Consider the following 24,268-nt stretch of genomic DNA (forward strand, 5'->3'; position numbering starts at 1 on the left):
GATCATGAAAGGAGGGTGGGGGGGGGAGGGTTATTCCGCCGTGAGGACGACCTCCGCCAGTGTGTGGCGTGTTCCATGCGCGCGAATGGACTGCCGGACCGTGCGATAGCGCGTGACGAAATCTTCGGAGTCCGCAAGGCCCCAGCCAGCGAACACCGTCATGCCCAGTGCGGCGTCAATGTCCGCGCCGGTGGCAAGGGCGCGGTCCTGCGCGCTCAGGTGCGGTTCCACGATCGGGTAGGTCGCGCCATTGTCGTCACGCCCACGCAGATATTCGAGATAGCATGAGATCAGGAACGCGATGCGGACGGGGTTGCGGTGCGTCGCCAGCACCCCCATCGCGGTTTCACGGACGAACATCTGCAGCTTTGACGTGCTGTCCGAGGCGATGCGCAGCAACTGGTCGCTGATCGCATGGTTGCGGAAGCGGCGCAGCAGCAGCGCGCCATATTCCTGCAATGCCATGCCCGGCGGCGCGCTGAGCAGCGGTTCGGCGTCATAGGCAAGGTAGCGCTCCACCAGCGCCACCTCATACATGTCGGTCATGATGTCGCTGACGATGCGATATCCCGACAGCACGCCCGACAGGCCGAGGAGCGAGTGCGAGGCGTTGAGCATCCGCAGCTTCACTTCCTCGTACGGATGGACGTTATCCGTGAACTGCACGCCCACCGCGTCGAATTCGGGGCGGCCTGCACAGAATTTGTCCTCGATCACCCACTGGATGAAATCCTCGCAGAAGACGGGGATGCGGTCGTCAAGCCCGCTTGCGGCGTCAAGGCGGCGCACGTCATCGGGACGCACGGCCGGGGTGATGCGGTCCACCATGGTGCACGGGAAGGTCACGTTCTCTTCCATCCACTCCGCCAGCGCCACATCGCGGGCGCGTGCCCATGACAGGACGGCGGTGCGCGCGACATGGCCATTCTGCGGCAGGTTGTCGCACGACAGGATGGTGAACGGCCCGACGCCGCGGTCACGGCGAAGGCGCAGCGCCTCGGTCAGGACGCCAAAGGCGGAGTGGGGGACGTCGCGTTTCAGGTCTTCGGCAATGACAGGCAGGTCGAGCGGGAAATTACCGTTTTCGTCAATGTAGTAGCCGCCCTCGGTAATCGTCATGCTGACGATGCGGATCGCGGGATCGGCCAGGCGCGCGATGACGGCGGCGCGATCGGCGGGGCCATGGACATATTCAACGATGGAGCCGATGACATGCACCGTGTCGGGCGCGTCGGGCGCGCATACCGTCAGGGAATACAGGCCGTCCTGCGCCTTCATGGCGTCGGCCTTGTCCGTTTCGGTCGGACTGTCCATCAGGCCGATTCCCACGATGCCCCAGTCCGCCTGGCCGGGACGGCCCAGCACGTGTTCGACATAGACGGCTTCATGCGCGCGGTGGAAATTACCGACACTCAGATGCGCAATGCCCGGCGTGACCTTCGCACGGTCATAGGACGGAATCGTGATCTCCGGCGGCAGGTGGGGCAGGGTATTTGAATTGAGTATGGTCATGACCATTTTCCACGGCAAAGTATTCACGACGCCTAATCAGAAATGGAAAACGTGACAACCCGCGAAAGTGATGTGCCTGCCGCCGGTTTTCGGAAGGAAGGGGACAGGGGCGACGGGCGTTGGCAGGATTTGGGGCATGGCGGGACGCGGCGGGGCGGCATTACGAAGTATTGCTGGATGTTGTCGGGGCGTTTTTCATGCGTCATGCAGATATTGGAAATAGGGAAATGGCATATTTCCTGCCGCCGCGCAGCCCATGTCCCGCCCGCATCCCATCGGGTGGCATGCAGGCAGGTGCCCCGGCCCGCATGGCCGGGGGAAGTGGGTCAGGCGGCCAGTCCGCCGTCCACGTTCAGGGCCGCGCCGGTGATGTTGTCGCTTTCGGGACGGGCGAGGAACGCCGCCATGGAGGCGATGTCGGCGGGCTTGCCATATTCCGGCACGCACAGGAAACCGCGCAGCATGTCCGCGCCCTCGCCATTGGCGGGGTTCATGTCCGTATCGATGGGGCCGGGCTGGATCACGTTGATGGTGATGCCCTCCGGCCCGAGGTCGCGCGCGGCGCCCCGTACGAAGCCGCCCAGCGCCGCCTTGGTCGCGCTGTAGAGCGAGATGCCGGGGAAGGGTGCGCGCTCGCCAAAGACGGAACCGATCAGGATGATGCGCCCGCCGCGCTTCATGTGCTTCACGGCGGCCATCGTCTCCAGCATCACTGCGCGCACGTTCAGGCCGAGTGTCGCATCCACCTGCTCCACCGTCATGTCCTGCACCCGGGCATAGGGATAGATGCCTGCATTGCACACCAGCGTATCCAGCCGTCCGAAGTCACGCACGACCTGTTCGATCATGTCCCGTGCCGCGCCATCGCCTTCGCCCGCGCGATAGGCGCGCGCCGTGCGGCCCAGCGCGGTGATCCGCGCCACCGTCTCGTCCGCTGCCGCCGCGTTGCGGGCATAGGAAATCGCGATATCGAACCCGTCCTTCGCCAAGGCTTCGGCGATGCTGGCGCCAATTCCGCGGCTGCCGCCGGTTACGATCGCCACACGTCGTGCTGTCATGCTCGTTTCCTTCCGTCCGGGGGCTGTCCGCCCCCTGTTGCCGTCACCTTATAGGCGCGCGCCATGGGGGAGACAACGCGCCGTGGTGGATCAGGGCTTGATTGGTGTCGCGGCGTTGTCTATAGGCAGCGATGTTCGCGCGTCCGGGCCTGATTCAGGGGCATGCCCGGCCGCAATGTCACGTTCATGTTTCCGCCGGTCCGTTGGGCAGGTGGCGCGTGAAAAAACGATGGAGATGAAAATGCCCAAGATGAAGACCAAGTCGTCGGTCAAGAAGCGGTTCAAGATCACCGCGACCGGCAAGGTGCTGGCTGGCCCCGGCAACAAGCGTCACGGCCTTATCAACCGTTCGCAGAAGATGAAGCGCACCAACCGCGGTTCGCAGACCCTGACGGAAATGGATGGCCGCACTGTGAAGCAGTGGGCGCCCTACGGGCTGGCATAAGGAGCATCTGACACATGGCACGCGTCAAGCGGGGCGTTACCTCACACGCCCGTCACAAGAAGGTTCTGGAACTCTCCAAGGGTTACCGTGGCCGGTCTTCCACCAACTACCGCATTGCGCTCGAACGGCTGGAAAAGGCCCTTCGCTATGCCTATCGCGACCGTCGCAACAAGAAGCGTGAATTCCGCGCCCTGTGGATCCAGCGCATCAACGCCGCCGTGCGTGAGCATGGCCTGACCTACAGCCGTTTCATCAACGGTCTGGACAAGGCGGGGATCGAGATCGATCGCAAGGTGCTGGCCGCCATCGCGTTCGACGACGCGGCGACCTTTGCCGAAATCGTCAAGAAGGCGCAGGCCGCTCTGGCCTGAACCTGTCATCCACCCCGTGTGGTGACAGGTCCGCAAAACGGGTCGTCCTGCCGGGCGGCCCGTTTTGTTTTTAAGTTCCCCGGGTGCATCCCGGCGCGCGACAGCAGCGTCGTGGTCCCGCCCCACGTAACCCCATGACCGGCATGGCCGCCATTTGTCGAATGCGCCTCGGCCTGCCTGTCCGGTGAGCCTGTGCGAGGTAGCATGAGTGACGATCTCGAAACCCTGAAGCAAGACACCCTCAAGGCGCTGGCCGCGGCACCCGACCTGCGGGCATGGGACGAGGTGCGCGTCGCGACGATGGGCAAGTCCGGGCGCCTGACCGGCCTGCTGAAGGAACTCGGCCGGATGTCGCCCGAGGAGCGCAAGGTCCGCGGCAGCGCGCTCAACCGCCTGCGCGACGAACTCTCGCGCGAGATCGCGGCCCGGGGCGAGGCGCTGGAGGCCGAGGCCCTCAATGCCCGCCTTGCCGCCGAACGGGTCGATGTCACCCTGCCCGCCGCCCCGCAGGCCGAAGGCACGCTGCACCCGATCACCCGCACGATCGAGGAAATGACCGCGATCTTCGGGGCGATGGGCTTCAAGGTTGCCGAAGGCCCGGATATCGAGACCGACTGGCACAACTTCGCCGCCCTCAACACACCCTCGCACCATCCCGCGCGCACGGACCAGGACACGTTCTACCTCCCGCAGGAGGAAGGCGGCACGGTGGAGCGCGTGCTGCGCACCCAGACATCAGGTGTGCAGATCCGCACCATGCTGGCGCATGAACCGCCCATCCGCATCATCGCGCCGGGCCGCACCTATCGCGCCGATCATGACGCGACCCATTCGCCGATGTTCCACCAGTGCGAGGGACTGGTGATCGACCGCGACATCACGCTGGGCCACCTCAAGGGCTGCCTGTCGGATTTCCTGCGTGCCTTCTTTGCGCAGCCTGACCTGCCGGTGCGTTTCCGCGCGTCCTACTTCCCGTTCACCGAACCGTCGATGGAGGTCGATATCGGCTGGTCGCGCAGGACGGGGCAGATCGGTGGCGGCGATGACTGGCTGGAGGTCCTTGGCTCCGGCATGGTGCAGCCTCGCGTGCTGGCGAACTGCGGCCTCGACCCGCGGGAGTGGCAGGGATTCGCGTTCGGCATGGGGATCGAGCGCCTGACGATGCTGCGCCATGGCATTCCCGACCTGCGTTCCTTTTACGACAGCGACGTACGCTGGCTGCGCCATTACGGAACCAGCCCCCTGTCTCCCGCCCTGCTGCATGAAGGTCTGTGATCGATGAAGTTCTCACTGTCATGGCTGCGTGAACACCTGGACACCACGGCAACGCTGGAGGAACTGTGTGCGCGGCTGAACACGATCGGGCTGGAGGTCGAGGGGATCGAGGATCGCGGCGCGGTCCTCGCCCCGTTCCGCACCGCGCGCATCCTCACGGCGGAGCAGCATCCCAATGCCGATCGCCTGCGTGTCTGCCAGGTTGACGCGGGCGAGGGGTTCGAGCGCGTGCAGGTCGTCTGCGGCGCGCCCAACGCACGTGCGGGCCTGTCGGTCATCTTCGCCCCGCCGGGCACATGGATCCCCGGCAGCGACATCACCATCAAGGCCGGCAAGATCCGGGGCGAGGCCAGCGGCGGCATGCTGTGCTCGCTGCGCGAACTGGGTCTGGGGCAGGAAACCGGCGGCATTGCCGAACTGCCCGACGGTACGGTGGTGGGGCAGTCCTATGCCCTGTTCGCGGACATGGATGACCCGGTCGTCGAAATCGCCATCACGCCGAACCGGGGCGATGCGCTGGCCATCCGTGGCATCGCGCGCGACCTGGCGGCGGCGGGGATGGGGACGCTCAAACCCTGGCTGGCCGAAACGGTGGAGGGGCGCTTTGCCTCGCCCCTGACATGGGCCGACAGCTTTGCCGAGGCCTGCCCGTGGGTGCTGGGCCGTACGATCCGTGGCGTGCGCAACGGTCCCAGCCCGGAATGGCTGCAGCGGCGGCTGGAATCCGTGGGCCTGCGTCCGATTTCCGCACTGGTGGACATCACCAACTATTTCGCGTTCGACCTCGGCCGCCCGCTGCATGTCTTCGACGTGGCGAAGGTGGGGGGCAATGTCCTGACCGTCTGCCGTGGCGCGGGCGAGACGCTGCGCACCCTTGACGGGGGCGAGCATGTGATGACCGTGGATGACTGCGTGATTGCCGACGCCAATGGCGTGCAGTCGCTGGCGGGCATCATGGGGGGCGAGGCCACCGGCGTGGACGAGGCGACGACCGACGTCTTTGTCGAATGCGCGCTGTTCGATCCCGTGCATATCGCCCTGAGCGGACGGCGGCACAACCTGCATTCCGATGCGCGCCAGCGTTTTGAACGCGGTGTGGACCAGGCCCTGCCGCCCGCAGCGCTTGAAGCCGCGACACGCATGATCATCGACCTGTGCGGGGGCGAGGCCAGCGAGGTCGTCTCCGCCGGGAGCGCGCCGGCATGGCAGCGTGACGCGCACCTGCGCTTTGAGCGCATCAGGACGCTGGGCGGCCTGACGGTTGCGCCGGACCGGGCCGTGGCCTCGCTCGAAGGGCTGGGCTTTGAAGTGCGCGAGCGTGATGCGGAGCATGTGGTCGTCAGCGTCCCGTCATGGCGCAACGACATCGCGACGCCGATGGTGCTGGACCAGGCGCGTGACCTGCCGCCCGAGCAGGCCGCCCGCGCGGCGCAGGGCGCGATGGCCGTGGATTCGGAAGTGGACCTGATCGAGGAGATCCTGCGGCTTGAGGGCATGGATGCGATCCCGGCGGTGTCCCTGCCGCCGCTGTCCGCCGTGCCGGTGCCCGCGCTGACGCCCGCGCAGGTGCGCGCGGCCGCTGCACGGCGGCATCTGGCCGCGCGTGGCCTGCTGGAGACGGTCGGTTTCTCCTTCGTCGCGCATGAACAGGCCGCGGCCTTTGGTGAAACGCCCGAAAGCCTGCACCTGCTCAACCCCATTGCCGCCGACCTGGACCAGATGCGGCCCACGCCGCTGGTGAACCTGCTGGGCGCGGTGCATCACAACGCGGCGCGTGGCTATCCCGACCTGGGCCTGTTTGAAATCGGCGCGGGCTTTGGCGAGGCCGGGCAGCGGCAGATCGCAGCGGCCATCCGCAGCGGCCATTCGGCGCGCACCCCCGGCCATGCGGCAATGCCGGTGGACCTGTGGGCGGCCAAGGCGGATATCCTGGAGGTGCTGCGTGTCGCCGGTGCCCCGATGGAGGGGCTGAGCATCACGCCTGACGCGCCCGCGCATTACCATCCGGGCCGGTCCGGCACGGTGCGTCAGGGGCCGAAGCTGGTGCTGGGCTATTTCGGGCAACTGCATCCGGCGCTGCTGGCCGAACGCGGGATCGACCTGCCGGTGGTGGGGTGCGAGGCCTTCATCGAGGACGTCCCCGAACCCAGGCGCCGTCGCCGCGCGGTGCCCAACCTGTCGCCGTTCCAGCCCCTGCACCGGGATTTCGCCTTCATCGTCGCAGGCGACGTCCCGGCGGAAAAGCTGCTGCGTGCCGTCAGGGGGGCTGAACGCAACCTGATTTCCGCCGTCAGCCTGTTCGATGTGTACGAGGGTGACAAGATCCCGGCAGGCCACAAGTCCATGGGCATCGAGATCACGATCCAGCCCATCGACCGCAACCTGACCGATGCGGATATCGAGGCCGTCTGCGCACGCGTGATTGCCGCGGCACAGAAAACCTGCAATGCCGAACTGCGTGGCTGAATGTGGGTGATGCGACGGGGCGATGTGTCCCGTCGCGTCCATGCATCTGTCATCCGCATGTCCATCAAGGGAGAGACTCCATTGCGCGCCATAGGGGGATGGATCGGGACGGGGCTTGCCGTCCTGGTGGCGGGATATGCCAGTACGGCGGGCGCCACGGCGATCACGGGGGCCGGGTCCAGTTTCGGCGCGCCGATCTATGGCGCGTGGGGCGAGGACGCGGCGCGGGATGTGAACATCACCCTGAATTACCAGACGATCGGGTCGGGTGCGGGGCAGAACCAGGCGCGCGCCCGCACGGTCGATTTCGGGGCATCGGACGCGCCCATGTCGGCCACGGCGCTGAAGGATGCCCGACTGGCGCAGTTTCCCACTGTGATGGGGGCGATCGTTCCCGTCATCAACCTGCCGGGAATTGCGGATAACCAGTTGCGCCTGACGGGCGCGCTTGTGGCGCAGATCTATGACGGGGAAATCACGTCATGGAATGATGCGCGCATCGCCGCCGTCAATCCGGGGCTTGCCCTGCCGGATATTCCCGTCGCACCCGTGCGCCGTGCCGACGGGTCGGGCACGACCTTCGTGTTCACGACCTACCTTTCGCAGTCATGGCCGCAATGGAAGGCGCAGGAAGGGGCCGGGACCTCGATCCAGTGGCCGGTGGGCGAGGGCGCGCGGGGCAATGACGGCATCGCCGCCGCCGTGCGCAATACGGAAGGGAGCATCGGCTACCTCGAATATGCCTATGCCGCGGGGAACCACATGGTCATGGCGCGGATGCGCAACAGCCATGGCGAAGATGTCGCTGCTGATAACGACAGTTTCGAGGCCGCTGCCCGCTCCGCGAAGTGGGAGGATGATGCGACACGCCGTGTCGAGATCCTTGACGCGGCGGGGGAAGGGGCATGGCCGATCATGTCGGCGACCTATGTCCTGATCCCCACCGATCCCACGGACCGCGCGCGGGGACGGGCGGTGCGTGATTTCTTTGTATGGGCGTTCGAGCGCGGGGACGATACGGCGCGCAAGTTGCAATATGTGCCGTTGCCACAGGACGTAAAGGCCGGGATCGAAAGCTTCCTGAAGCAGGAATAGCGTGGGAGCAGGTGCGGACTTTGTTCAAAAAGGCAGGGTTTCCTGAAGCTTTTTGAAAAAAGCTTCACCAAAAACTTCTGGATGATGACTGCGTGTCGAAATGCTCCTTTCAACGAACCGGGGGATATCGAACCTGCCCACCAGTTCATTGGATAAATCATGGTTTCCAAAGGGTAATACCCTTTGGCGGGTTTCAGGGCAGAGCCTTGAGATGCTCCATCGGTAATTAACGACCGCATCTGAAAAAAAGACCATGAAGCCGGCATGACGGGCACGGATATGGCACCATGGCGCAACCATCTTCCGGGAAAACAGGCATTGATGACACCACCGACCCCTTCCACGGTACAGCGGACGATCTGGCTCCTGGCGGGGGAGGCAAGCGGCGACGTGCTGGGTGCGCGCCTGATGGGCGAACTGGCGCGACGTGACCCAAACCTGCGTTTCGTCGGGGTTGGCGGCGCACGGATGGAGGCCGCAGGCCTGCGGAGCGAATTTCCCATGCGGGACCTTGCGGTCATGGGACTGGTGGAGGTCCTGCCGCGCCTGCGTTTCCTGTCGCGCAGGCTGGAGCAGGCAGTGGCGCATATCCATGCGATCCGCCCCGACCTGATCATCACGATCGACAGTCCCGGCTTTGCCCTGCGCCTGCTGCGGCGGGTGGCCGCGCTGTCGGTGCCACGGGTCCATTATGTCGCGCCACAGGTCTGGGCATGGCGGGAACATCGTGTGCGCAGGTTCCCCGGCCTGTGGGAACGCATGCTCTGCCTTCTGCCGTTCGAGCCTGCTTTTTTTGCCCGCCATGGGGTGGAGGGACGCTTTGTCGGGCATCCGGTGGTGCAGTCCGGGGCGGATACGGGCGATGGGGCGGCGTTTCGCGCGCGCCATGGCATCGCGCAGGATGCGCCCGTGCTGGTGCTGATGCCCGGCAGTCGCCGTTCGGAGGCCCCGCGCCTGCTGCCGGTGTTCGGGGAGGTGCTGCGCCAGTTGCGGTCACGCTGCCCCGGCATCGTGCCGGTGGTGCCCGTGGCCCCGGTGATTGCCGACACCATCCGCCGGGGCGTCGCGGACTGGCCCGTCCGGCCCATCATCGTGACGGACCTGCAGGACAAGCACGACGCCTTTGCCGCGGCGGGTGCGGCCCTGACCAAATCCGGCACGTCCACGCTGGAACTTGCGCTGGCCGGTGTGCCCATGGCGGTGACATACCGCGTCAATCCCGTGACCGCCGCGATTGCCCGCCGCCTGATCCGGGTGCCCTATGTCGCGATGGTCAACCTGCTGGCGGGGCATCGTCTTGTGCCTGAACTGCTGCAGGAACGCTGTCGGGCGGACCTGCTGGCCGATACCATCGTGCGCCTGCTGACGGACGGGCACAGTGCGCGCATGCAACGGGCCGGGTTTCGCGACATCATCGCCACACTGCACGGCCCGCAGGGCGACCCGACCGCCGCCGCCGCAGATGAAATCCTCGACCTGCTGCATGTGTCACAGGGTGCTGGAAAATAAGGATGTGGGGGCGCGCCTTTCGAAGCTTTTTGGAAAAAAAAGCCTCGCCCGAAACGTTCTTATGATTGCACGATGCTGCACATGGCGCATTTCAGGCAGCGCGCGGGTGGCCGCCTGATGCCTGTTACTGCGCGCTGTTGGGTGTCTTGGACGGCTGCGGGCTACCTGAGGGCGCGACCGGGGTGGGGGGCGGCGTCGGCTTGTCGCCATCAGGCTGCTGCGGCAGTTCGACCTGTGCATTCACAAGCGCGCGCACCTGCGAGATGACCATGTATCCACCAAGCATGATGGTCAGGAAAATCGTCAGGATGATCCAGGCCAGCTTGGCGCGGGGATCCTGTTCCGGGGGAAGGTCAGCGGGCATGGGATCTCCTTTCCTGCTGCGGTGGTGGGCGAGGGGGCTCAGCCGTGCTTGTACAGTTCGTCCGCGCTGATCTGCGGCTGCGAAATCACCACCAGCCCCTCGGGCCGCATGGCGTTGAAGAAACAGCTACGTCGTCCGGTATGGCATGCCACGCCCTTCTGATCCACCAGCACGAGGACCGCGTCACGGTCACAGTCCAGCCGCGCATCCACCAGCGTCTGCACCTGTCCCGATGTCTCCCCCTTGCGCCACAGCGCCTGGCGGCTGCGTGAAAAGTAGCAGACCCGGCCCGTGCGCAGCGTTTCCCCAAGGGCTGCGGCGTTCATCCATGCCAGCATCAGCACCTCGCCCGTATCATGCTGCTGTGCAATGGCGGCGATCAGCCCGTCATCGTTGAAACGGACCTGGGCGATCATGCTGGCGCAGGTGGCGGCGTCGGGCGGGGTATAGGCCATGGGATCAGTCAATCCGGTAGAAGGAACATGCACCCTGTCACATGCCCGCAACGTCGCGGCGTGTCTAGCCTTCCCCTTCCTTTTGCGGCAGGTGGAACCATGCGGGCACGCGCACGGCAAGGGGATGCCCCGCTGCCGTCAGGCCCGGCGTGTGGATATGGCTGCTGCGGATCATGGCCATGCCCATCTGGTCGCGTGAGGAGCGGAGTTCGCCGACTTCGCGCCCTTCATGCATGATGGGTGTCGCGGGGGGCGGCAGGTCACGTGTGCCCTCGACCGGCAGGAGATGGCGCTTCACCAGCCCGCGATAGCGGGTGCGCGCGGTAAGTTCCTGTCCCATATAGCATCCCTTGGTCCACGAAATGCCATTAAGCTGGTCGAAATTGGCCTCCAGCAGCAGCGTCTTCCCTGACTCGCAGTCGCGCACGCCATCGGGCAGCCCAAGCGCGAGGCGGTGGCGGTCGTAATCGACGTCATCCGCCGTGGTGTCTGGCGCGGCATGCCCGTGCAGCGTTCGCCATCCGGCCTGCGGCAGGCGGGGGTCGGCACTGGTGGGGAAGCGCCCGTCACCGGGCATCGCGCCGTCCCATCCCGCATGCACGGCGTATCCGGTTTCACTGATGTCCACATCGGCGCGCAGGCGATAGCGTGAGAGGCGCTGGCGCAGCATCTGTGCCTGTGACGCATCGCAATCAAGCAGCAGGCGTTCGCCATGCGGGTCGGCGAAGACAAAGAAATCCGCCAGCCACTTCCCCTGTGCGGAGAGGAAGCCGGTCCATGCGGCATGGGCGGGGGTTACGGTTGTCATGTCATTGGACACAAGTCCCTGCAGGAACGAAACCCGGTCCCTGCCAGAGACAGCCAGCACCGCGCGGCCCGGCAGATACGCATACTTTACCATGACCTGCACTGTGGGGATACGGGCGGCATCAGGCAAGGGGATAACGGAGATTTGGCATCCCCGCCGAAGACGCATATGCACCGTTGCATGCGCATCCTGTTCATTACCTCCACCCGCCTGGGGGACGCCGTGATCTCGACCGGCCTGCTGGACCATCTCCTGCACCGTTATCCGCAGGCGCGGTTCACCATCGTCTGCGGCCCCGTCGCGGCGGGCCTGTTCGCGCACATGCCGCAGCGGGAGCGGACCATTGTCATGACCAAGCGGCCCTATGACATGCACTGGGTCGATCTGTGGCGGCAGTGTGTGGGAACGCGGTGGGACCTGTGCGTGGACCTGCGCGGATCGGTCATTCCGTTCCTGCTGCGTGTCGCCACCCGGCGCGGCATGCGTGGGGGGCGACGGCCGGGGGCGCGTGTTTCCCACCTGGCGCGGGTGCTGGACCTGTCGCCGCCGCCCATGCCTGTGGTCTGGACCAGTGCTGCCGAACGCGCGCGTGCGGGCGCGCTGCTGCCCGACGGACAGGGACCATGGGTTGCGCTGGCCCCGACCGCGAACTGGGCGGGCAAGGTCTGGCCCGCCGAACGATTCGTCGCCTTCTGGCATGCGTTCGTGGCCGTCCACGGCCCCGCGCGGCCCGTGATCCTGTACGGGCCGGGCGATACCGAACGTCAGATGGCGCAGGGGGTCATCTCGGCCCTTGGCGATGCCCTCGATACCGGGGGGGGGCTGTCGGTGACGGAGGTCGCGGCGCTGCTGCAGCGCTGCATGCTGTTCGTGGGCAACGATTCGGGCCTGATGCACCTGTCCGCCGCCGCAGGCACGCCGACGCTGGGCCTGTTCGGGCCAAGCCGCGCGGATGAATATGCCCCGTGCGGGCGCCGCGTGGCCCATGTGGTCGCGCCCGGCCCGGCGGGCAGTGCGGACATGCGCGACCTTGGTGTGGAAAATGTCCTCGATGCGGCGCTGCACCTGCTGGCGGACGTCGCGAAAGCAGGGTAAAGGCGCGCCGCGCGTCAATGGCGGGGCAGGGCGGGAATTGCCCCGTTCTTGCCATGTCGTGCCTTTACATCCCTGTGCGAACATAATTTTCTTAAAGGTCCGAGGACGATCATGATGGACATGCGCGGCGGTTTTCTGGCCCGTGGTTTCATGGCCCTGTGTGGGGTTGCGGCATTGGTGGGGCCGATGTCCCCCGCGGCGGCGTGGGCGCAGCCTGCGGGAGGATGGACGCCCAAGGGGTGTGGGGCGGCCCCGGTCGCGCCAAAGGTCGATTCAGGCGACGTGTCGCGCTTCAACGCCAGCGTCGATCGGGTCAATGCCTATGAAAAGGCGGCCCGGACCTATGCCACATGCGTGGCTGCGGCATCCACGAAGGAACAGGCGGCCATCAGCGCGGACGCCAGCGCGCGCATGCACCGTGTCCACGAGTCCGCAGCCCAGGTCCAGAAGCAGGTATCCGACCAGTTCGCGCGCCTGTCAGCGGAAATGAAAAAAGGCCACGACCATCTGGCTGCCCGCTGATCCCGCCACGGGTGGAGCGGGCGCAGGAGCGTCCGCAACCGGAAGGGGCAGGTGATGGGGATACCTGCGTTGCGGCGGGGCCTCATGACAGGTGCATGGTCGGTACATCCGGGTTTGCTGTCGCCGCGCAGGACAGGTATGGTCTGCCCTTCATGACAGGGATCGTCCCGGCGGGACGGGTGCCGTGCATCCTGCACGGCAGCAAGCGGAGAGCGGGTTAAACGTGGCTGACGACATCTTCAGGGAAGTCGATGAGGAAATGCGCGCCGAGCGGCTGCGCGCATTGGCGCGGCGTTACATGATGCTGGCGGGCGTCATTGTCGTGGCCATCTGCATCGGTGGCGGGGCGTGGCAGTATAATGCGTGGCGCGTGCAGCAGGCGGACCAGGCCAGCGCCGACGCCTATTTCGCGGCGCTCAGGAATACGACGACGGCGCATGCGCCCGACGGGGATGTGGTGGCGCTCAATGCGCAGCAGAAGACCGCGCTGACGCAGCTTGAGACGCTGGAAAAGACCGCCCGCCCGCCGCTGCGCGCGCTGTCGCGGATGGAACGCGCCGCCCTGCTGGTCAACAGTGGCGACACCGCGCAGGCGCTGGCGCTGTGGGCGCAGGTGAACGCCGATCAGGCCGCCGATCCCACCATCAGTTCGCTTGCCGGCCTTTTGTGGGTGCAGCACCAGATCGATACGGCCGATCCCGCGATGCTGCGGTCGCGGCTGGCCCTGCTTGACGGGGCGCAGCAGCCATGGCGCGGCCTTGCGCTGGAGTGCGAGGCGCTGCTGGATCTGCGTCAGGGGCATGAGGACGATGCCCGCCACCGGCTGGAGCGGCTGAGCATGGACATGAACGTGTCCGACGGGGTGCGCACCCGTGCCGACGGACTGCTGCAGACGCTGGGGACCGGCCATGTCGGTGGATAAGGTCTCCCCCGGCATGGTACGGCCCCCCCACCCGACAGGCGTGAACGCAATGAAAAAGACCCTGACCCGCCGCCGCGCCCTGCTTGGGGCGGCGATGCTGCCGCTGCTTGCGGAATGTACCGGCGGGACGCCGAAGAAGAAGCCGCTGCTGATCGGGCGGCGGACGGATGTGCTCAGCACCGGTGCGGGTCTTACGGTCGATACGGACGAGACGACCGCCACCGTGACGGTGCCCGCCGCCACGTCGATCAGTGCCTGGCCACAGCCGGGGCTGACGCCCGGGCATGGCGGTGTGAATGTCGCATGGGCGGGCAACATGCAGCACCAGTGGAGCCACAGGATCGGCGCGGGCAATTCGGAGCCTGAATTCCTGTCCTATGTCGCGCTTGGCAAGTCGGGACGCGGCATGATCCAGTCGCCGCCCGTGGTGCAGAACGGGCGGCTGTATGTCGCCGATGCGCAGGGCGTGATCCGTGCCTTTACATGGCCCGGCATGCACAAGGTCTGGGAATACAACCCCAAGCCGAAGAAGATGCTGTCGAACAATATCGGCGGTGGCATCACCATTGATGGCGATACGCTGTATGTGGTCGATGGCATCGGGCAGGCGCTTGCGGTGGATGCGCATACGGGCAAGCTGAAATGGCGGCTGCAGCTTGGGACGCCGGGACGCTCCGCGCCGACCTTTGCCAATGGGTGCCTGTTCTTTGGCACCATCGATGAAAAGCTGTTTGCCGTGAATGCGTCCAATGGCGATATCCTGTGGACCTATACCGCCACGTCGGCCGACACCATCATCGCGGGGCAGCCTGCGCCCGCCGTGATGGACGGCGTCGTGCTGGCCGGGTTCGGATCGGGCGACCTTGTCGCGCTGCGTGCCGAAGGTGGCGAGGTCGTGTGGGCCGATACGCTGGCCAGTTCCAACGGGCAGGGGGCGCTGATCGACTTTTCCTGCGTGCATGGCATGCCGGTCATCAGCAACGGCACGGCGTACGCCATCAGCACGGGCTCGGTCCTGGTCGCGATCGACATGCGTTCGGGGCGGCGCCTGTGGGAACGCGCGATTTCGGGGCAGAACACGCCTGTCGTGATCGGCGACTGGATCTTCCTGCTGTCGATGGACGAGGAACTGGCCTGCCTTGACCGGGAATCGGGGCATGTGCGCTGGATCACGCAGTTGCGCCAGTATGAAAACAGCACCAAGCAGAAGGGCGGCGTCGTCTGGACCGGCCCGCTGCTGGCGGGGGGGAAGCTGGTGTGCATCTCCAGCCTGCCGCAGAACGGTGTCGTCATCATCGACCCGGCGGTGGGGCACATCCTGTCGCTGCATACCCTGCCCGATATTGTGACCGTGACCCCGATTGTTGTTGACGGGCTTATGCTCCTGCTCAACAACAGCGGTGGCCTCATGGCCTATAGTTGAGAAAGTTCCAGTCGTGACCTCATCATTCCCGTCCGATCCGGGGCACGACCTGCCCGTCGTGGTCATCGCCGGCCGCCCCAACGTGGGCAAATCGACGATCTTCAACCGTCTGGTCGGCCGCCGGCAGGCGCTGGTCGCCGACACGCCGGGCGTGACCCGCGACCGCAAGGAAAGCGAGACTACCGTGCGTGGCAGGCGCATCCGCCTGATTGACACCGCCGGTCTGGAGGAAGCCGCCCCTGACACGCTGTTCGGGCGCATGCGGGCGTCGTCCGAATCCGCCGTGGCGATGGCGGACCTTGTACTGTTCTGCATTGACGCGCGCGCGGGCATCACGCCTGCAGACGAACATTTCGCGGCATGGCTGCGCAGGCAGGGGCGTCCGGTCCTTGTCCTTGCGAACAAGGCGGAGGGACGGCAGGGGGCCGCCGCCGCGATGGAGGCGTTCTCCCTCGGGCTTGGCGCGCCGCTTGCGATTTCCGCCGAGCATGGCGAAGGCCTGGCCGACCTCATGGGCGAAATTGCCGACCGTATTCCCGACGGCCCGACACAGCCGCGCCGCCCGTCCCGGCGCGAACGGGCCGAGGGCGAGGAGGAGGACGATACCCGTCCGCCCGGTCCGCTGCGCCTTGCCATCGTGGGGCGACCGAACGCGGGCAAGTCCACGCTGCTCAACCGACTGCTGGGCGAGGAACGGATGATCACCGGCCCCGAACCGGGGCTTACGCGCGATTCCGTATCCGTCATGCTGCATGACGACGAAGGCCCGATCCAGTTGGTCGATACGGCGGGGCTGCGGCGCAAGGCGCGTATCGACGAGACGCTGGAGAAGATGTCCGTCTCCGCCTCCATCGAGGCGCTGAAGATGGCCGAAGTCGTGATCCTCGCACTTGATGCGACGCTGGGCGTGCATGAGCAGGACCTCCAGATCGCCCGCCTGATCGAGCGTGAGGGACGGTGCTGTGTCCTCGCGCTGAACAAGTGGGACGCGGTGGAGGATCGCAACGCCACGCGGCAGGCCATCCGCGACCGTATCGAAACCTCCCTCAGCCAGATGAAGGGCATTCCCGTCGTCGCGTTTTCCGCGCTGACCGGGGCGGGGGTCAACAAGCTGCTGCCGACCGTGCGCCATGCCTATGAGGTGTGGAACCGCCGTGTGCCGACGGGGGAACTCAACCGCTGGTTCGAAATGATGGTCTCGCGCCATCCGCCGCCGCTGGTGCAGGGACGGCGGCTTAAGCTGCGCTATATCACGCAGGCCAAGTCGCGGCCGCCGACCTTCATCCTGTTCGGCACCCGGACGGAACAGATGCCCGAGGATTACCAGCGTTACCTGGTCAATGGCCTGCGTGAGGCGTTCGACCTGCCGGGCACGCCGATCCGCCTGCTGCTGCGTGGTTCACAGAATCCGTACGCCCCGACGAAATGATCCTCTGGACAGAAGATAAAAAGTTTATGGGCGCCGCCTTTTGACAAAAGGGCGGCGTTCTTCTGTTTCAGGGCCTTTTCAGGCAACCAGTGACGCCAGCAGCGTAAACAGCAGTCCAAGCACGGCGATCAGGGTTTCCACGACCGACCATGTGCGGATGGTCTGCCCCACCGTCAGGCCCAGATATTCCTTGATCTGCCAGAATCCCGCATCATTGAGCGGGCCGAGCGCGACCGAACCCGCGCCCGTGACGATCACCATCAGTTCGGGCGAGACACCGTGCGCATGCAGCAGGATCGGCCCCACGATTCCCGATGCCGTGCTCATCGCCACGGTGGCCGATCCGGTGGCGACGCGCACCACGACCGCCAGCAGCCATGCCAGCACCAGCAGGGGGACATGCGCGCCCAGCGCCAGCGTGGTGATGGACGATGAAATCCCGCTATCGACCAGTTCGCGCCCGAACCCGCCGCCCGCGCCGACCAGCAGCATGATCAGCGCGGTTGGGCCGAGGCATTCATTGGTAAACTTCAGGATGGTCGCGCGTGAAAAGCCCCGCGCGACCCCCAGCACGTAGAAGGACAGCACCGTCGCGATCGCCAGCGCGATATCGGTATTGCCGACGAAATGCAGGATCGTGTTGGCCGTGTCACCGGGGCGCGAGAGCAGGTCCGCCACTGATCCCACCAGCATCAGCAGCACCGGGCACAGGATCGAGAACACCGTGGTCATGAAGGGCGGCAGGTTCGCGGGCGTCGCGTCATTGACGAACTGGCTGGCGAGTGCGGCCTCGTTCGTTGGGCCAATCCGCGGGGTGATGAACCGGGCATAGACGGGACCGGCCAGGGCCGCGACCGGCGTTCCGATGATGGCCCCCCACAGGATGGTGCGGCCCGTATCCGCATGATAGGCCGCCAGCGCCAGCAGGGTTGCGGGATGCGGCGGGATCATCGCATGGGTGACCGACAGCGCCGCCCCCATCGGCAGCGCCACCATCAGCAGCGGCGTCTGCGTGCGTCGCGCAAGGGTGAAGGCCAGCGGGATGAGCAGGACGAACCCGACCTCGAAAAAGACCGGCAGTCCCACCAGAAGGCCAATGACCATCATGGCCCAACTGACGCGGCGTGCGCCCGCGATGCGGGTGATGGTCAGGGCGATCTGGTCCGCGCCGCCGGATTCCGCAAGCATCTTGCCCAGCATCGTGCCCAGCGCGATCACGGTGGCGACATGGCCCAGGACCTTGCCCGCGCCCTCCTCGAACGAGGAGATGGCCTTTTGCGGCGGCATGCCCGCGCATAGTGCAAGCAGGATCGACACACCGAACAGCACGATGAACGGATTGATCCTGCATCGCCCGATCAGGACGATCACGGCGATTATGGCCATGACGGCAAGGGTAACGGCAATAAAAGGGGACATCATCACATCTGTAAAATTATTATTATTGGGTGATCTGTCGCGACATGCGCCGCATGTGGGGTGAAAAGGCGAATATGGAACGCGACCATGGCGTAACGTGGGCAATATTGCACACGATCCTGGGTGCCGTGCGTCCGTGTCGGGATGGTGACTGGAAAAATAAATCCTTTTCCATAAGCTGACCGGACATGCCCGGCATATGGGAACACCATCTGCCGCCAGCATCGCGAGCAATGACAACAGTTGCAAATAACAAGACAGAATGAAAGCCGTCCGCGCTTTCATCATAAAAACCGGACAAGGAAACTGTCATGTCGTCACTTCAGTCCCCGGCATCCATAACACGGCCCGACGGGACGCAGGGTTCCCCCGAATTCCTGGCCCGTTCCGTGGGCGTCAGCCTTCTTGCGGCCCTTGCCGGACTGATGTTCGGCCTTGATACGGGTGTCATCGCCGGGGCCCTGACCTTCATCGGCGATGAATTCCATGCCTCCGCGCAGATGCAGGAATGGATCGTCTCCTCCATGATGGCGGCTGCCGCCGTGGGGTCGATCGTGGCGGGGAACCTGTCGTACCGCTTTGGCCGGCGCAAGGCGCTGATGGGGGCGGCGATCCTGTTCCTTGCCGGGTCGGTCACCTGTGCGCTGGCGCCGTCCGTCATGGTGCTGGTCATCGGCCGCGTCTTCCTGGGCCTTGCGGTCGGGATCGCGGCATTTACCGCGCCGCTCTACATTTCCGAGGTGGCGATGGAATCCGCCCGCGGGTCGCTGATTTCATGTTACCAGTTGATGATGACACTGGGCATTTTCCTGGCCTATGTCGTTGACAGCTTCCTGTCCTATGGCGGGCACTGGCGATGGATGCTGGGGCTGATGACGCTGCCGGCGGTGGTGTTCTGTATTGGCTGCCTGTTCCTGCCCGACAGCCCGCGCTGGCTGATGATGCGCGGCGATACGCGCCATGCCCGTCTTGTCATGCGCTACCTGCGTTCAAGCCCGCAGGAGGCGGATCGTGAAATCGACGACATCGCAACAGAACTGAAGAAGGAGCACGGCAATGTGTGGACCTTCTTTCGCACCAATCCCAATTTCCGCCGCTCTGTCGGGCTGGGGATGCTGCTTCAGGTGATGCAGCAACTGACGGGCATCAACGTGCTGATGTATTATGCGCCCAAGGTCTTTCAGGCCGCGCATTTCGGCGTTGCGGCCGCCACGTGGTCCACGGCGGTCATCGGTCTGGTCAACATGGCGGCGACGGGGCTTGCGATCCTGTTCATCGACCGCTGGGGGCGTCGCCCGCTGCTGCTGCTGAGTTGCGTTGTCATGACGCTGAGCATGGCGGTCGCGGGCGCGCTGGTGGCGATGGGGGCCTCGACCCTGCCGCAGGAGATCGGGATGGTGGTGGCGCTGCTGCTGTTCGTTGCGGGATTCGCGATGGGGGCGGGGCCGCTGGTGTGGACGCTGTGTTCGGAAATACAGCCGCTGCGGGGCCGTGATTTCGGCATCGCATGTTCGACATTCACGAACTGGGCCGCCAACTGGCTGATCAGCAACACGTTCCTTTCGGTCCTCGAGGTGTTGGGGGAGGCACGGACCTTCTGGCTTTTCGCGCTGATGAACGCGATATTCATCGTCATTACCCTTGGCTTCGTGCCGGAGACCAAAGGCGTCTCCCTTGAGGCGATCGAGGATCACCTGATGAAGGGACGCAGGCTGCGTGACCTCGGTCGCTGAGGCGGCGATCAGGGGATTTCTGACCCAATGGTGGAATTGCAGGTTTCATGATTATCCGCACTGACGAGACATTCGACATCGACACGCCCTCTGGCCGGATGCGCCTGCATGTCTTTCGCCCCGTGGCGGAGGGACAGTTTCCCGGCATCGTCCTGTTTTCGGAAATCTATCAGGTCACGGCCCCCATCCGCAGGCTTGCGGCCATGGTGGCGGGGCAGGGCCATGTCGTTGCGGTGCCGGAGGTGTACCATGAATACGAACCGGCGGGCACGGTCCTGGCCTATGACAGGGCGGGCACGGATCGGGGCAATGCCCTGAAATATACCAAGCCCCTTGCGGCCTATGACCATGATGCCCGTGCGGCGGTGTCGTGGCTGGTTGATGACTGCGCCGCCTGTTCGGGGCGGGTGGGGACGCTGGGCGTCTGCCTTGGCGGGCATCTGGCCTTCCGTGCGGCGTTCGATGCGCGCGTGCGGGCGGCGGCATGCTTTTACGCCACCGATATCCATTGCGCCTCCCTTGGGGAGGGGAAGCATGACGATACGCTCGCACGCCTGCCTGAAATCTCAGGCGAGGTAATGATGGTGTGGGGACGTCAGGACCCGCATGTGCCGTTCGCCGGCCGGCAGTTGATCCGTGAGCGGATGGAACTGGCGGAAATACGTTACGAATGGCATGAATTCAACGCGCAGCATGCCTTCCTGCGTGATGAAGGGCCACGTTACGACGCGGCACTGTTCCTGCAGTGCATGGACATGGCCAAGGCGCTGTTCCACCGTAACCTGACATGATGGCCGGGCAGGGGAACATGCCGCCCCGCCCGCATCTGTTCAGGGCGCGCCGCGCGTCAGCAAGCCCGCCACCAGCACCAGCGCCACGGCAAGGCCCGTTTCACGGTTGAAGCGGAACAGGCGCAGGCATTGCGGGGCATTGTGTTCGTCAAGGCGCATGACCTGCCATGCCAGCAGCGCGGCCGGCAGCGGCAGCCCGGCCCAGAAGCCCGGCCCCTGGTGCGACAGCGCCCCCGCTGCCGCAATGCCTGCAAGGGCGAGTGCGTAGCAGGTCCCGACAAAGCCGCGCGCCCTGTTCGCCATCAGGCGCGATGTGGACTTCACCCCGATCCGGGCGTCGTCCTCCATGTCCTGAAAGCCATAGATCGTATCGAACCCCAGTTGCCAGACGATGGTGGCGGCATAAAGCATACCCTGCGCCAGGTCGATGCGGTCCGCCGCCGCCGCATATCCCAGCGGGGCGCCAAACCCGAACGTGAAGCCCATGACAAGCTGCGGCCACCACGTCACCCGCTTGGCCAGTGGATACAGCGCCACCAGCAGGAGCGAGGAGGCACCCAGCACTCGTGACAGCGGGTTGAGGCACATCAGGATATTGAACCCGATCAGCAGCAGCGCGATCAGGAACAGCCCGGCCTCGCGCATGCGCAGCGCGCCACTGGCCAGCGGGCGTCCGGCGGTGCGCGCGACCATGCGGTCGATATCGCGGTCCCACATGTCATTGACCACGCATCCTGCCGCGCGCATGACGATGCTGCCGATCCCGAACAGCACGATCAGGCGCAGGCGTTCGCGTGGCGTGACACCGGCAGGCAGCAGGATGCCCCATACCCCCGGCAGGAACAGAAGCCATGTCCCGATGGGCCGGTCCAGCCGTGCCAGCAGCGCATAGGGGCGCAGGGGCGCGGGAAGACGCCCGATCCAGCCGTCAGTACGGATGTCGGTATGCGACGCGGACTGTGTCACGACATGTATTCTCCCGGCGATGAGGCCCGGCATGACGATGACGCCGGGCGACCTGGCTGCTAATGCGGACACAGATGGGCCGGATGATCGTGCGTGGTCAAGTCCGGGCCGCGACGACAAGACCGAGATGGCAGGCCGATACGCCACAGACCGAAGGAAACATCATGAGGGACAGTCCCCGCCTGTTCATGGACCCGCAGGCATACCCGCCCATGCAGCCCGAAATGGTCATCCGGCTGGAACCGGATCGCGCGCATTATCTGGGCAATGTCCTGCGTCTGGGCGCGGGCGCGCGCGTGGTCGTGTTCAACGTCCGCGATGGTGAATGGTCCGCCACCATAGAGATGCTGCGCCGTGATCGTGGGGAAATCCGCCTTGGGCAGATGGATCGCGCGCCGTGCGTGACGCGGGGGCCGCAGATCATGTTCGCGCCGCTCAAGCGCGATGCGACCGAAATGATCATCCGCATGGGAACGGAACTTGGTGTTGGCTGTTTCCATCCCGTCATTACGGAACGCACGAATACCCATCGCCTGAACGAGGGACGGCTGTCGGCCATCGCGCGTGAGGCCAGCGAGCAGTGCGAGCGCCTCGATGTTCCCGACATCCGCCCGATCCGGCCGATGACGGATGCGATTGCGCACTACCCGGCAGATATGCAACTGTTCGTTGCACTTGAACGTCTGGACCCCACGGCGCAGGAAGGTGAAGTTCCCCGTGCGCGTTCCGGCGATGCCCTGCTGATCGGACCCGAAGGCGGGTTTTCGGCCCAGGAGCAGGCGTTCCTGCGTCGCCAGCCTGTCACACGGGTGCTGTCGCTGGGGCCGCTTGTGCTGCGGGCGGATACGGCGGCAGCGGCAGGACTGGCCCTGATGGGGGCTGGCATCCGCAGGGGACTGGCCGGAGGGGATTGATCCGGCCGCTCTCTGGCATAGGGACCGGATCCGGTCCACAATGGTTTCGCACTCTTTCTGTAACGAGGATTCCCGCCACGTCATGTCCAACCCTGGCGACCAAGATACAACTCCGATCGAATCGGTTACCCAACTGGCCGGCCTGCTGGCGGCTGGGGCAAAACCACAAGATGCGTGGCGGATCGGCACGGAACATGAGAAATTCGGCTTCATACGTCCGCAGGCCACGCCGCCGGGCCGTGCGCCATGGCTGCCGCCCCCGTATGAGCCTGACGGGATCCATGCCGTCCTGTCGTCCCTGCGGGATCAGGATCGCGGCGCATGGCACGACATCCGTGACACGGGCGCGCTGATTGGCCTGAAGGGGCGCGAGGCGCACAGGGGGGCGTCCATCTCCCTTGAACCGGCCGGGCAGTTCGAACTGTCGGGCAAGCCGCTGGCGACCCTGCATGAAACCCGGGCGGAGATGCAGGAGCATTTCGACAGCCTGCATCCCGTCTGTGACCGGCTTGGCCTCGGGTTCGCGCCGCTGGGCTTTCACCCCTTCGCCCGGCGCGAAGACATGCCGACCATGCCCAAAAGCCGCTACGCCATCATGCGCAACTACATGCCCAAGGTTGGCACGCTGGGGCTGGACATGATGCTGCGGACCTGCACGGTCCAGGTCAATCTCGATTTCGCCTCCGAACAGGACATGGTGCGCAAGATGCGTGTCTCGCTTGCGCTGCAGCCAGTGGCGACGGCGCTGTTCGCGAATTCGCCGTTTTACGAGGGCCATCCCAATGGCCTGCTGTCGAACCGTGCCCATGTCTGGACCGACACGGATAACCAGCGTTCGGGCATGCCGCTGGCATTCTTTGCCCCTGATTTCGGATTCGAGGCGTATGTCGAATGGCTGCTTGACGTGCCGATGTATTTCATCATGCGCGACGGGCGGATCCATGACGTGGCGGGCCGTTCCTTCCGTGCATGGATGAATGGCGACACCCAGCAGGGGCTGGAGGGACTGACCCCGACGCTGGGCGATTTCGAGGACCATATGACCACTGCCTTCACCGATGTCCGGCTGAAGCAGTTTCTGGAAATGCGTGGCGCGGATGCCGGGTCGCCCGCGATGATGCTGGCGCAGTCCGCGCTGTGGGTCGGCCTGCTGTATGATGACGCGGCGCTGGCCGCGGCGGACGCCCTTGTGCGTGAACAGCCATGGGAAAGCTATGTCGCCCTGCGTGCGGCGGTGCCGCGCCATGGGCTGGATGCGCCATGGGCGGGCGGCGTGCTGCGTGGCCTTGCCGGGCGCATGGTCGCGATCGCCACCGACGGGTTGCGCGCGCGCGCGCGAAAGGACGCCACCGGGCAGGACGAGGCGCGTTACCTTGATCCCCTGCATGAAATCACCAGTGGCGGCCCGACGCAGGCCGAGGCCTGGCTGCAGGCCTATCATGGTCGCTGGGGCGGTGATGTGACCCGTATTTTCGACGAATCCGCAATCTGAAGCATTGCCACGTTCGGGATGCCATGGGGCCGGTCATCAGGAATTGGTGGCCGGCCCCCTGTATGTACGGGTGTTGTTTTGTATTGCGACGCGGTCTCAATCCGGGTGGATAGTAATGTTTTTGTGTTGTTGTCCGGTTTTCTGGGTTGTTATTGTATAATGAGAATTATTTTCGTCTTCTGAAATGGCTTGAACGCGATAACT

The 24,268-nt window shown here is 65.3% G+C and carries 23 protein-coding genes; 15 read left to right on the forward strand and 8 right to left on the reverse strand.

Annotated elements, in window-relative coordinates:
• Positions 1 to 30 precede the first annotated feature (30 nt).
• Positions 31 to 1,512 carry a mannitol dehydrogenase family protein gene (locus HNH97_RS02055; RefSeq protein ID WP_244949235.1) on the reverse strand — a complete coding sequence of 494 codons (1,482 nt, stop codon included), beginning with the start codon at positions 1,510 to 1,512 and terminating at the stop codon, positions 31 to 33.
• A 326-nt stretch (positions 1,513 to 1,838) separates the two neighbouring features.
• Positions 1,839 to 2,570, reverse strand: a complete 732-nt coding sequence (locus HNH97_RS02060) for an SDR family NAD(P)-dependent oxidoreductase (RefSeq protein WP_171789709.1) — start codon at positions 2,568 to 2,570, stop codon at positions 1,839 to 1,841.
• A gap of 241 nt (positions 2,571 to 2,811) precedes the next feature.
• Here HNH97_RS02060 and rpmI point away from each other — a divergent pair, with 241 nt between their 5' ends.
• The 5 genes from rpmI to pstS all read left to right on the forward strand — a co-directional run bounded on the left by rpmI (position 2,812) and on the right by pstS (position 8,222).
• Positions 2,812 to 3,015, forward strand: a complete 204-nt coding sequence (gene rpmI, locus HNH97_RS02065) for a 50S ribosomal protein L35 (RefSeq protein ID WP_012554749.1) — start codon at positions 2,812 to 2,814, stop codon at positions 3,013 to 3,015.
• A 14-nt stretch (positions 3,016 to 3,029) separates the two neighbouring features.
• On the forward strand, positions 3,030 to 3,386 hold the full coding sequence (rplT, locus tag HNH97_RS02070; protein ID WP_003620466.1) for a 50S ribosomal protein L20: 357 nt from the start codon (positions 3,030 to 3,032) through the stop codon (positions 3,384 to 3,386).
• Between the two features lie 204 nt (positions 3,387 to 3,590).
• Complete coding sequence (pheS, locus tag HNH97_RS02075) at positions 3,591 to 4,661, forward strand: phenylalanine--tRNA ligase subunit alpha (RefSeq protein WP_171789710.1); 1,071 nt, start codon at positions 3,591 to 3,593, stop codon at positions 4,659 to 4,661.
• A 3-nt stretch (positions 4,662 to 4,664) separates the two neighbouring features.
• Positions 4,665 to 7,127, forward strand: a complete 2,463-nt coding sequence (pheT, locus tag HNH97_RS02080) for a phenylalanine--tRNA ligase subunit beta (RefSeq protein ID WP_171789711.1) — start codon at positions 4,665 to 4,667, stop codon at positions 7,125 to 7,127.
• Positions 7,128 to 7,184: 57 nt separating this feature from the next.
• Complete coding sequence (pstS, locus tag HNH97_RS02085; RefSeq protein WP_171789712.1) at positions 7,185 to 8,222, forward strand: phosphate ABC transporter substrate-binding protein PstS; 1,038 nt, start codon at positions 7,185 to 7,187, stop codon at positions 8,220 to 8,222.
• A gap of 24 nt (positions 8,223 to 8,246) precedes the next feature.
• Here pstS and HNH97_RS02090 read toward each other — a convergent pair whose 3' ends face one another.
• On the reverse strand, positions 8,247 to 8,522 hold the full coding sequence (locus HNH97_RS02090; protein ID WP_171789713.1) for a hypothetical protein: 276 nt from the start codon (positions 8,520 to 8,522) through the stop codon (positions 8,247 to 8,249).
• 21 nt (positions 8,523 to 8,543) lie between these two features.
• Between HNH97_RS02090 and lpxB the strand changes: the two genes are divergently transcribed.
• The gene (gene lpxB / locus HNH97_RS02095; RefSeq protein WP_110913316.1) at positions 8,544 to 9,731 is read left to right on the forward strand and encodes a lipid-A-disaccharide synthase; all 1,188 of its coding nucleotides are present in this window, start codon (positions 8,544 to 8,546) and stop codon (positions 9,729 to 9,731) included.
• A 124-nt stretch (positions 9,732 to 9,855) separates the two neighbouring features.
• Here the strand turns inward: lpxB and HNH97_RS02100 are convergent, their stop codons facing one another.
• The 3 genes from HNH97_RS02100 to ygfZ all read right to left on the reverse strand — a co-directional run bounded on the left by HNH97_RS02100 (position 9,856) and on the right by ygfZ (position 11,451).
• The gene (locus HNH97_RS02100; protein WP_110913297.1) at positions 9,856 to 10,095 is read right to left on the reverse strand and encodes a hypothetical protein; all 240 of its coding nucleotides are present in this window, start codon (positions 10,093 to 10,095) and stop codon (positions 9,856 to 9,858) included.
• A gap of 38 nt (positions 10,096 to 10,133) precedes the next feature.
• A complete protein-coding gene (gene hisI, locus HNH97_RS02105) occupies positions 10,134 to 10,550 on the reverse strand; it encodes a phosphoribosyl-AMP cyclohydrolase (RefSeq protein ID WP_171789714.1) in 417 nt (138 codons plus the stop codon).
• A 64-nt stretch (positions 10,551 to 10,614) separates the two neighbouring features.
• A complete protein-coding gene (gene ygfZ / locus HNH97_RS02110; protein ID WP_171789715.1) occupies positions 10,615 to 11,451 on the reverse strand; it encodes a CAF17-like 4Fe-4S cluster assembly/insertion protein YgfZ in 837 nt (278 codons plus the stop codon).
• Positions 11,452 to 11,538: 87 nt separating this feature from the next.
• On the opposite strand from ygfZ, the gene HNH97_RS02115 reads away from it, so the two are divergent.
• The 5 genes from HNH97_RS02115 to der all read left to right on the forward strand — a co-directional run bounded on the left by HNH97_RS02115 (position 11,539) and on the right by der (position 16,749).
• Positions 11,539 to 12,453 (forward strand): glycosyltransferase family 9 protein, encoded by a 915-nt coding sequence (locus tag HNH97_RS02115; RefSeq protein WP_171789716.1) that lies wholly within the window; start codon positions 11,539 to 11,541, stop codon positions 12,451 to 12,453.
• A 111-nt stretch (positions 12,454 to 12,564) separates the two neighbouring features.
• Positions 12,565 to 12,975: a hypothetical protein gene (locus HNH97_RS02120; protein WP_244949238.1), complete on the forward strand. Its 411-nt coding sequence runs from the start codon at positions 12,565 to 12,567 to the stop codon at positions 12,973 to 12,975.
• Positions 12,976 to 13,198: 223 nt separating this feature from the next.
• Positions 13,199 to 13,897 carry a tetratricopeptide repeat protein gene (locus tag HNH97_RS02125; protein WP_171789717.1) on the forward strand — a complete coding sequence of 233 codons (699 nt, stop codon included), beginning with the start codon at positions 13,199 to 13,201 and terminating at the stop codon, positions 13,895 to 13,897.
• Positions 13,898 to 13,946: 49 nt separating this feature from the next.
• A complete protein-coding gene (locus tag HNH97_RS02130) occupies positions 13,947 to 15,320 on the forward strand; it encodes a PQQ-like beta-propeller repeat protein (protein WP_110913292.1) in 1,374 nt (457 codons plus the stop codon).
• 13 nt (positions 15,321 to 15,333) lie between these two features.
• Entirely contained in the window at positions 15,334 to 16,749 is a 1,416-nt protein-coding gene (der, locus tag HNH97_RS02135; RefSeq protein ID WP_171789718.1) for a ribosome biogenesis GTPase Der, read from the forward strand.
• A gap of 78 nt (positions 16,750 to 16,827) precedes the next feature.
• On the opposite strand, the gene HNH97_RS02140 is transcribed toward der, so the two are convergent.
• Complete coding sequence (locus tag HNH97_RS02140; protein ID WP_171789752.1) at positions 16,828 to 18,168, reverse strand: GntT/GntP/DsdX family permease; 1,341 nt, start codon at positions 18,166 to 18,168, stop codon at positions 16,828 to 16,830.
• A gap of 311 nt (positions 18,169 to 18,479) precedes the next feature.
• On the opposite strand from HNH97_RS02140, the gene HNH97_RS02145 reads away from it, so the two are divergent.
• Complete coding sequence (locus tag HNH97_RS02145; protein ID WP_171789719.1) at positions 18,480 to 19,901, forward strand: sugar porter family MFS transporter; 1,422 nt, start codon at positions 18,480 to 18,482, stop codon at positions 19,899 to 19,901.
• Between the two features lie 47 nt (positions 19,902 to 19,948).
• A complete protein-coding gene (locus HNH97_RS02150; RefSeq protein WP_171789720.1) occupies positions 19,949 to 20,692 on the forward strand; it encodes a dienelactone hydrolase family protein in 744 nt (247 codons plus the stop codon).
• A gap of 39 nt (positions 20,693 to 20,731) precedes the next feature.
• Here the strand turns inward: HNH97_RS02150 and ubiA are convergent, their stop codons facing one another.
• Positions 20,732 to 21,658, reverse strand: coding sequence for a 4-hydroxybenzoate octaprenyltransferase (gene ubiA / locus HNH97_RS02155; RefSeq protein ID WP_171789721.1), 927 nt, complete (start codon positions 21,656 to 21,658; stop codon positions 20,732 to 20,734).
• Positions 21,659 to 21,822: 164 nt separating this feature from the next.
• On the opposite strand from ubiA, the gene HNH97_RS02160 reads away from it, so the two are divergent.
• A complete protein-coding gene (locus tag HNH97_RS02160; RefSeq protein WP_171789722.1) occupies positions 21,823 to 22,572 on the forward strand; it encodes a 16S rRNA (uracil(1498)-N(3))-methyltransferase in 750 nt (249 codons plus the stop codon).
• Between the two features lie 82 nt (positions 22,573 to 22,654).
• A complete protein-coding gene (locus tag HNH97_RS02165) occupies positions 22,655 to 24,064 on the forward strand; it encodes a glutamate--cysteine ligase (RefSeq protein ID WP_171789723.1) in 1,410 nt (469 codons plus the stop codon).
• Positions 24,065 to 24,268: the final 204 nt, after the last annotated feature.

Origin of the sequence: Gluconacetobacter entanii, assembly GCF_013155425.1 — a bacterium.
GTDB lineage: Bacteria > Pseudomonadota > Alphaproteobacteria > Acetobacterales > Acetobacteraceae > Novacetimonas > Novacetimonas entanii.

Bases quoted from the DNA above. Each gene is read 5' to 3' on its own strand.
- HNH97_RS02165 (WP_171789723.1), top strand. From the start codon at position 22,655: ATGTCCAACCCTGGCGACCAAGATACAACTCCGATCGAATCGGTTACC.
- rplT (WP_003620466.1), top strand. From the start codon at position 3,030: ATGGCACGCGTCAAGCGGGGCGTTACCTCACACGCCCGTCACAAGAAG.
- pstS (WP_171789712.1), top strand. From the start codon at position 7,185: ATGTCCATCAAGGGAGAGACTCCATTGCGCGCCATAGGGGGATGGATC.
- HNH97_RS02145 (WP_171789719.1), top strand. From the start codon at position 18,480: ATGTCGTCACTTCAGTCCCCGGCATCCATAACACGGCCCGACGGGACG.
- lpxB (WP_110913316.1), top strand. From the start codon at position 8,544: ATGACACCACCGACCCCTTCCACGGTACAGCGGACGATCTGGCTCCTG.
- rpmI (WP_012554749.1), top strand. From the start codon at position 2,812: ATGCCCAAGATGAAGACCAAGTCGTCGGTCAAGAAGCGGTTCAAGATC.
- HNH97_RS02100 (WP_110913297.1), bottom strand. From the start codon at position 10,095: ATGCCCGCTGACCTTCCCCCGGAACAGGATCCCCGCGCCAAGCTGGCC.
- HNH97_RS02115 (WP_171789716.1), top strand. From the start codon at position 11,539: ATGCGCATCCTGTTCATTACCTCCACCCGCCTGGGGGACGCCGTGATC.
- HNH97_RS02090 (WP_171789713.1), bottom strand. From the start codon at position 8,522: ATGGTTGCGCCATGGTGCCATATCCGTGCCCGTCATGCCGGCTTCATG.
- HNH97_RS02150 (WP_171789720.1), top strand. From the start codon at position 19,949: ATGATTATCCGCACTGACGAGACATTCGACATCGACACGCCCTCTGGC.
- pheT (WP_171789711.1), top strand. From the start codon at position 4,665: ATGAAGTTCTCACTGTCATGGCTGCGTGAACACCTGGACACCACGGCA.
- HNH97_RS02160 (WP_171789722.1), top strand. From the start codon at position 21,823: ATGAGGGACAGTCCCCGCCTGTTCATGGACCCGCAGGCATACCCGCCC.
- ygfZ (WP_171789715.1), bottom strand. From the start codon at position 11,451: ATGGTAAAGTATGCGTATCTGCCGGGCCGCGCGGTGCTGGCTGTCTCT.
- hisI (WP_171789714.1), bottom strand. From the start codon at position 10,550: ATGGCCTATACCCCGCCCGACGCCGCCACCTGCGCCAGCATGATCGCC.
- HNH97_RS02055 (WP_244949235.1), bottom strand. From the start codon at position 1,512: ATGACCATACTCAATTCAAATACCCTGCCCCACCTGCCGCCGGAGATC.
- HNH97_RS02120 (WP_244949238.1), top strand. From the start codon at position 12,565: ATGATGGACATGCGCGGCGGTTTTCTGGCCCGTGGTTTCATGGCCCTG.
- HNH97_RS02140 (WP_171789752.1), bottom strand. From the start codon at position 18,168: ATGTCCCCTTTTATTGCCGTTACCCTTGCCGTCATGGCCATAATCGCC.
- HNH97_RS02060 (WP_171789709.1), bottom strand. From the start codon at position 2,570: ATGACAGCACGACGTGTGGCGATCGTAACCGGCGGCAGCCGCGGAATT.
- HNH97_RS02130 (WP_110913292.1), top strand. From the start codon at position 13,947: ATGAAAAAGACCCTGACCCGCCGCCGCGCCCTGCTTGGGGCGGCGATG.
- pheS (WP_171789710.1), top strand. From the start codon at position 3,591: ATGAGTGACGATCTCGAAACCCTGAAGCAAGACACCCTCAAGGCGCTG.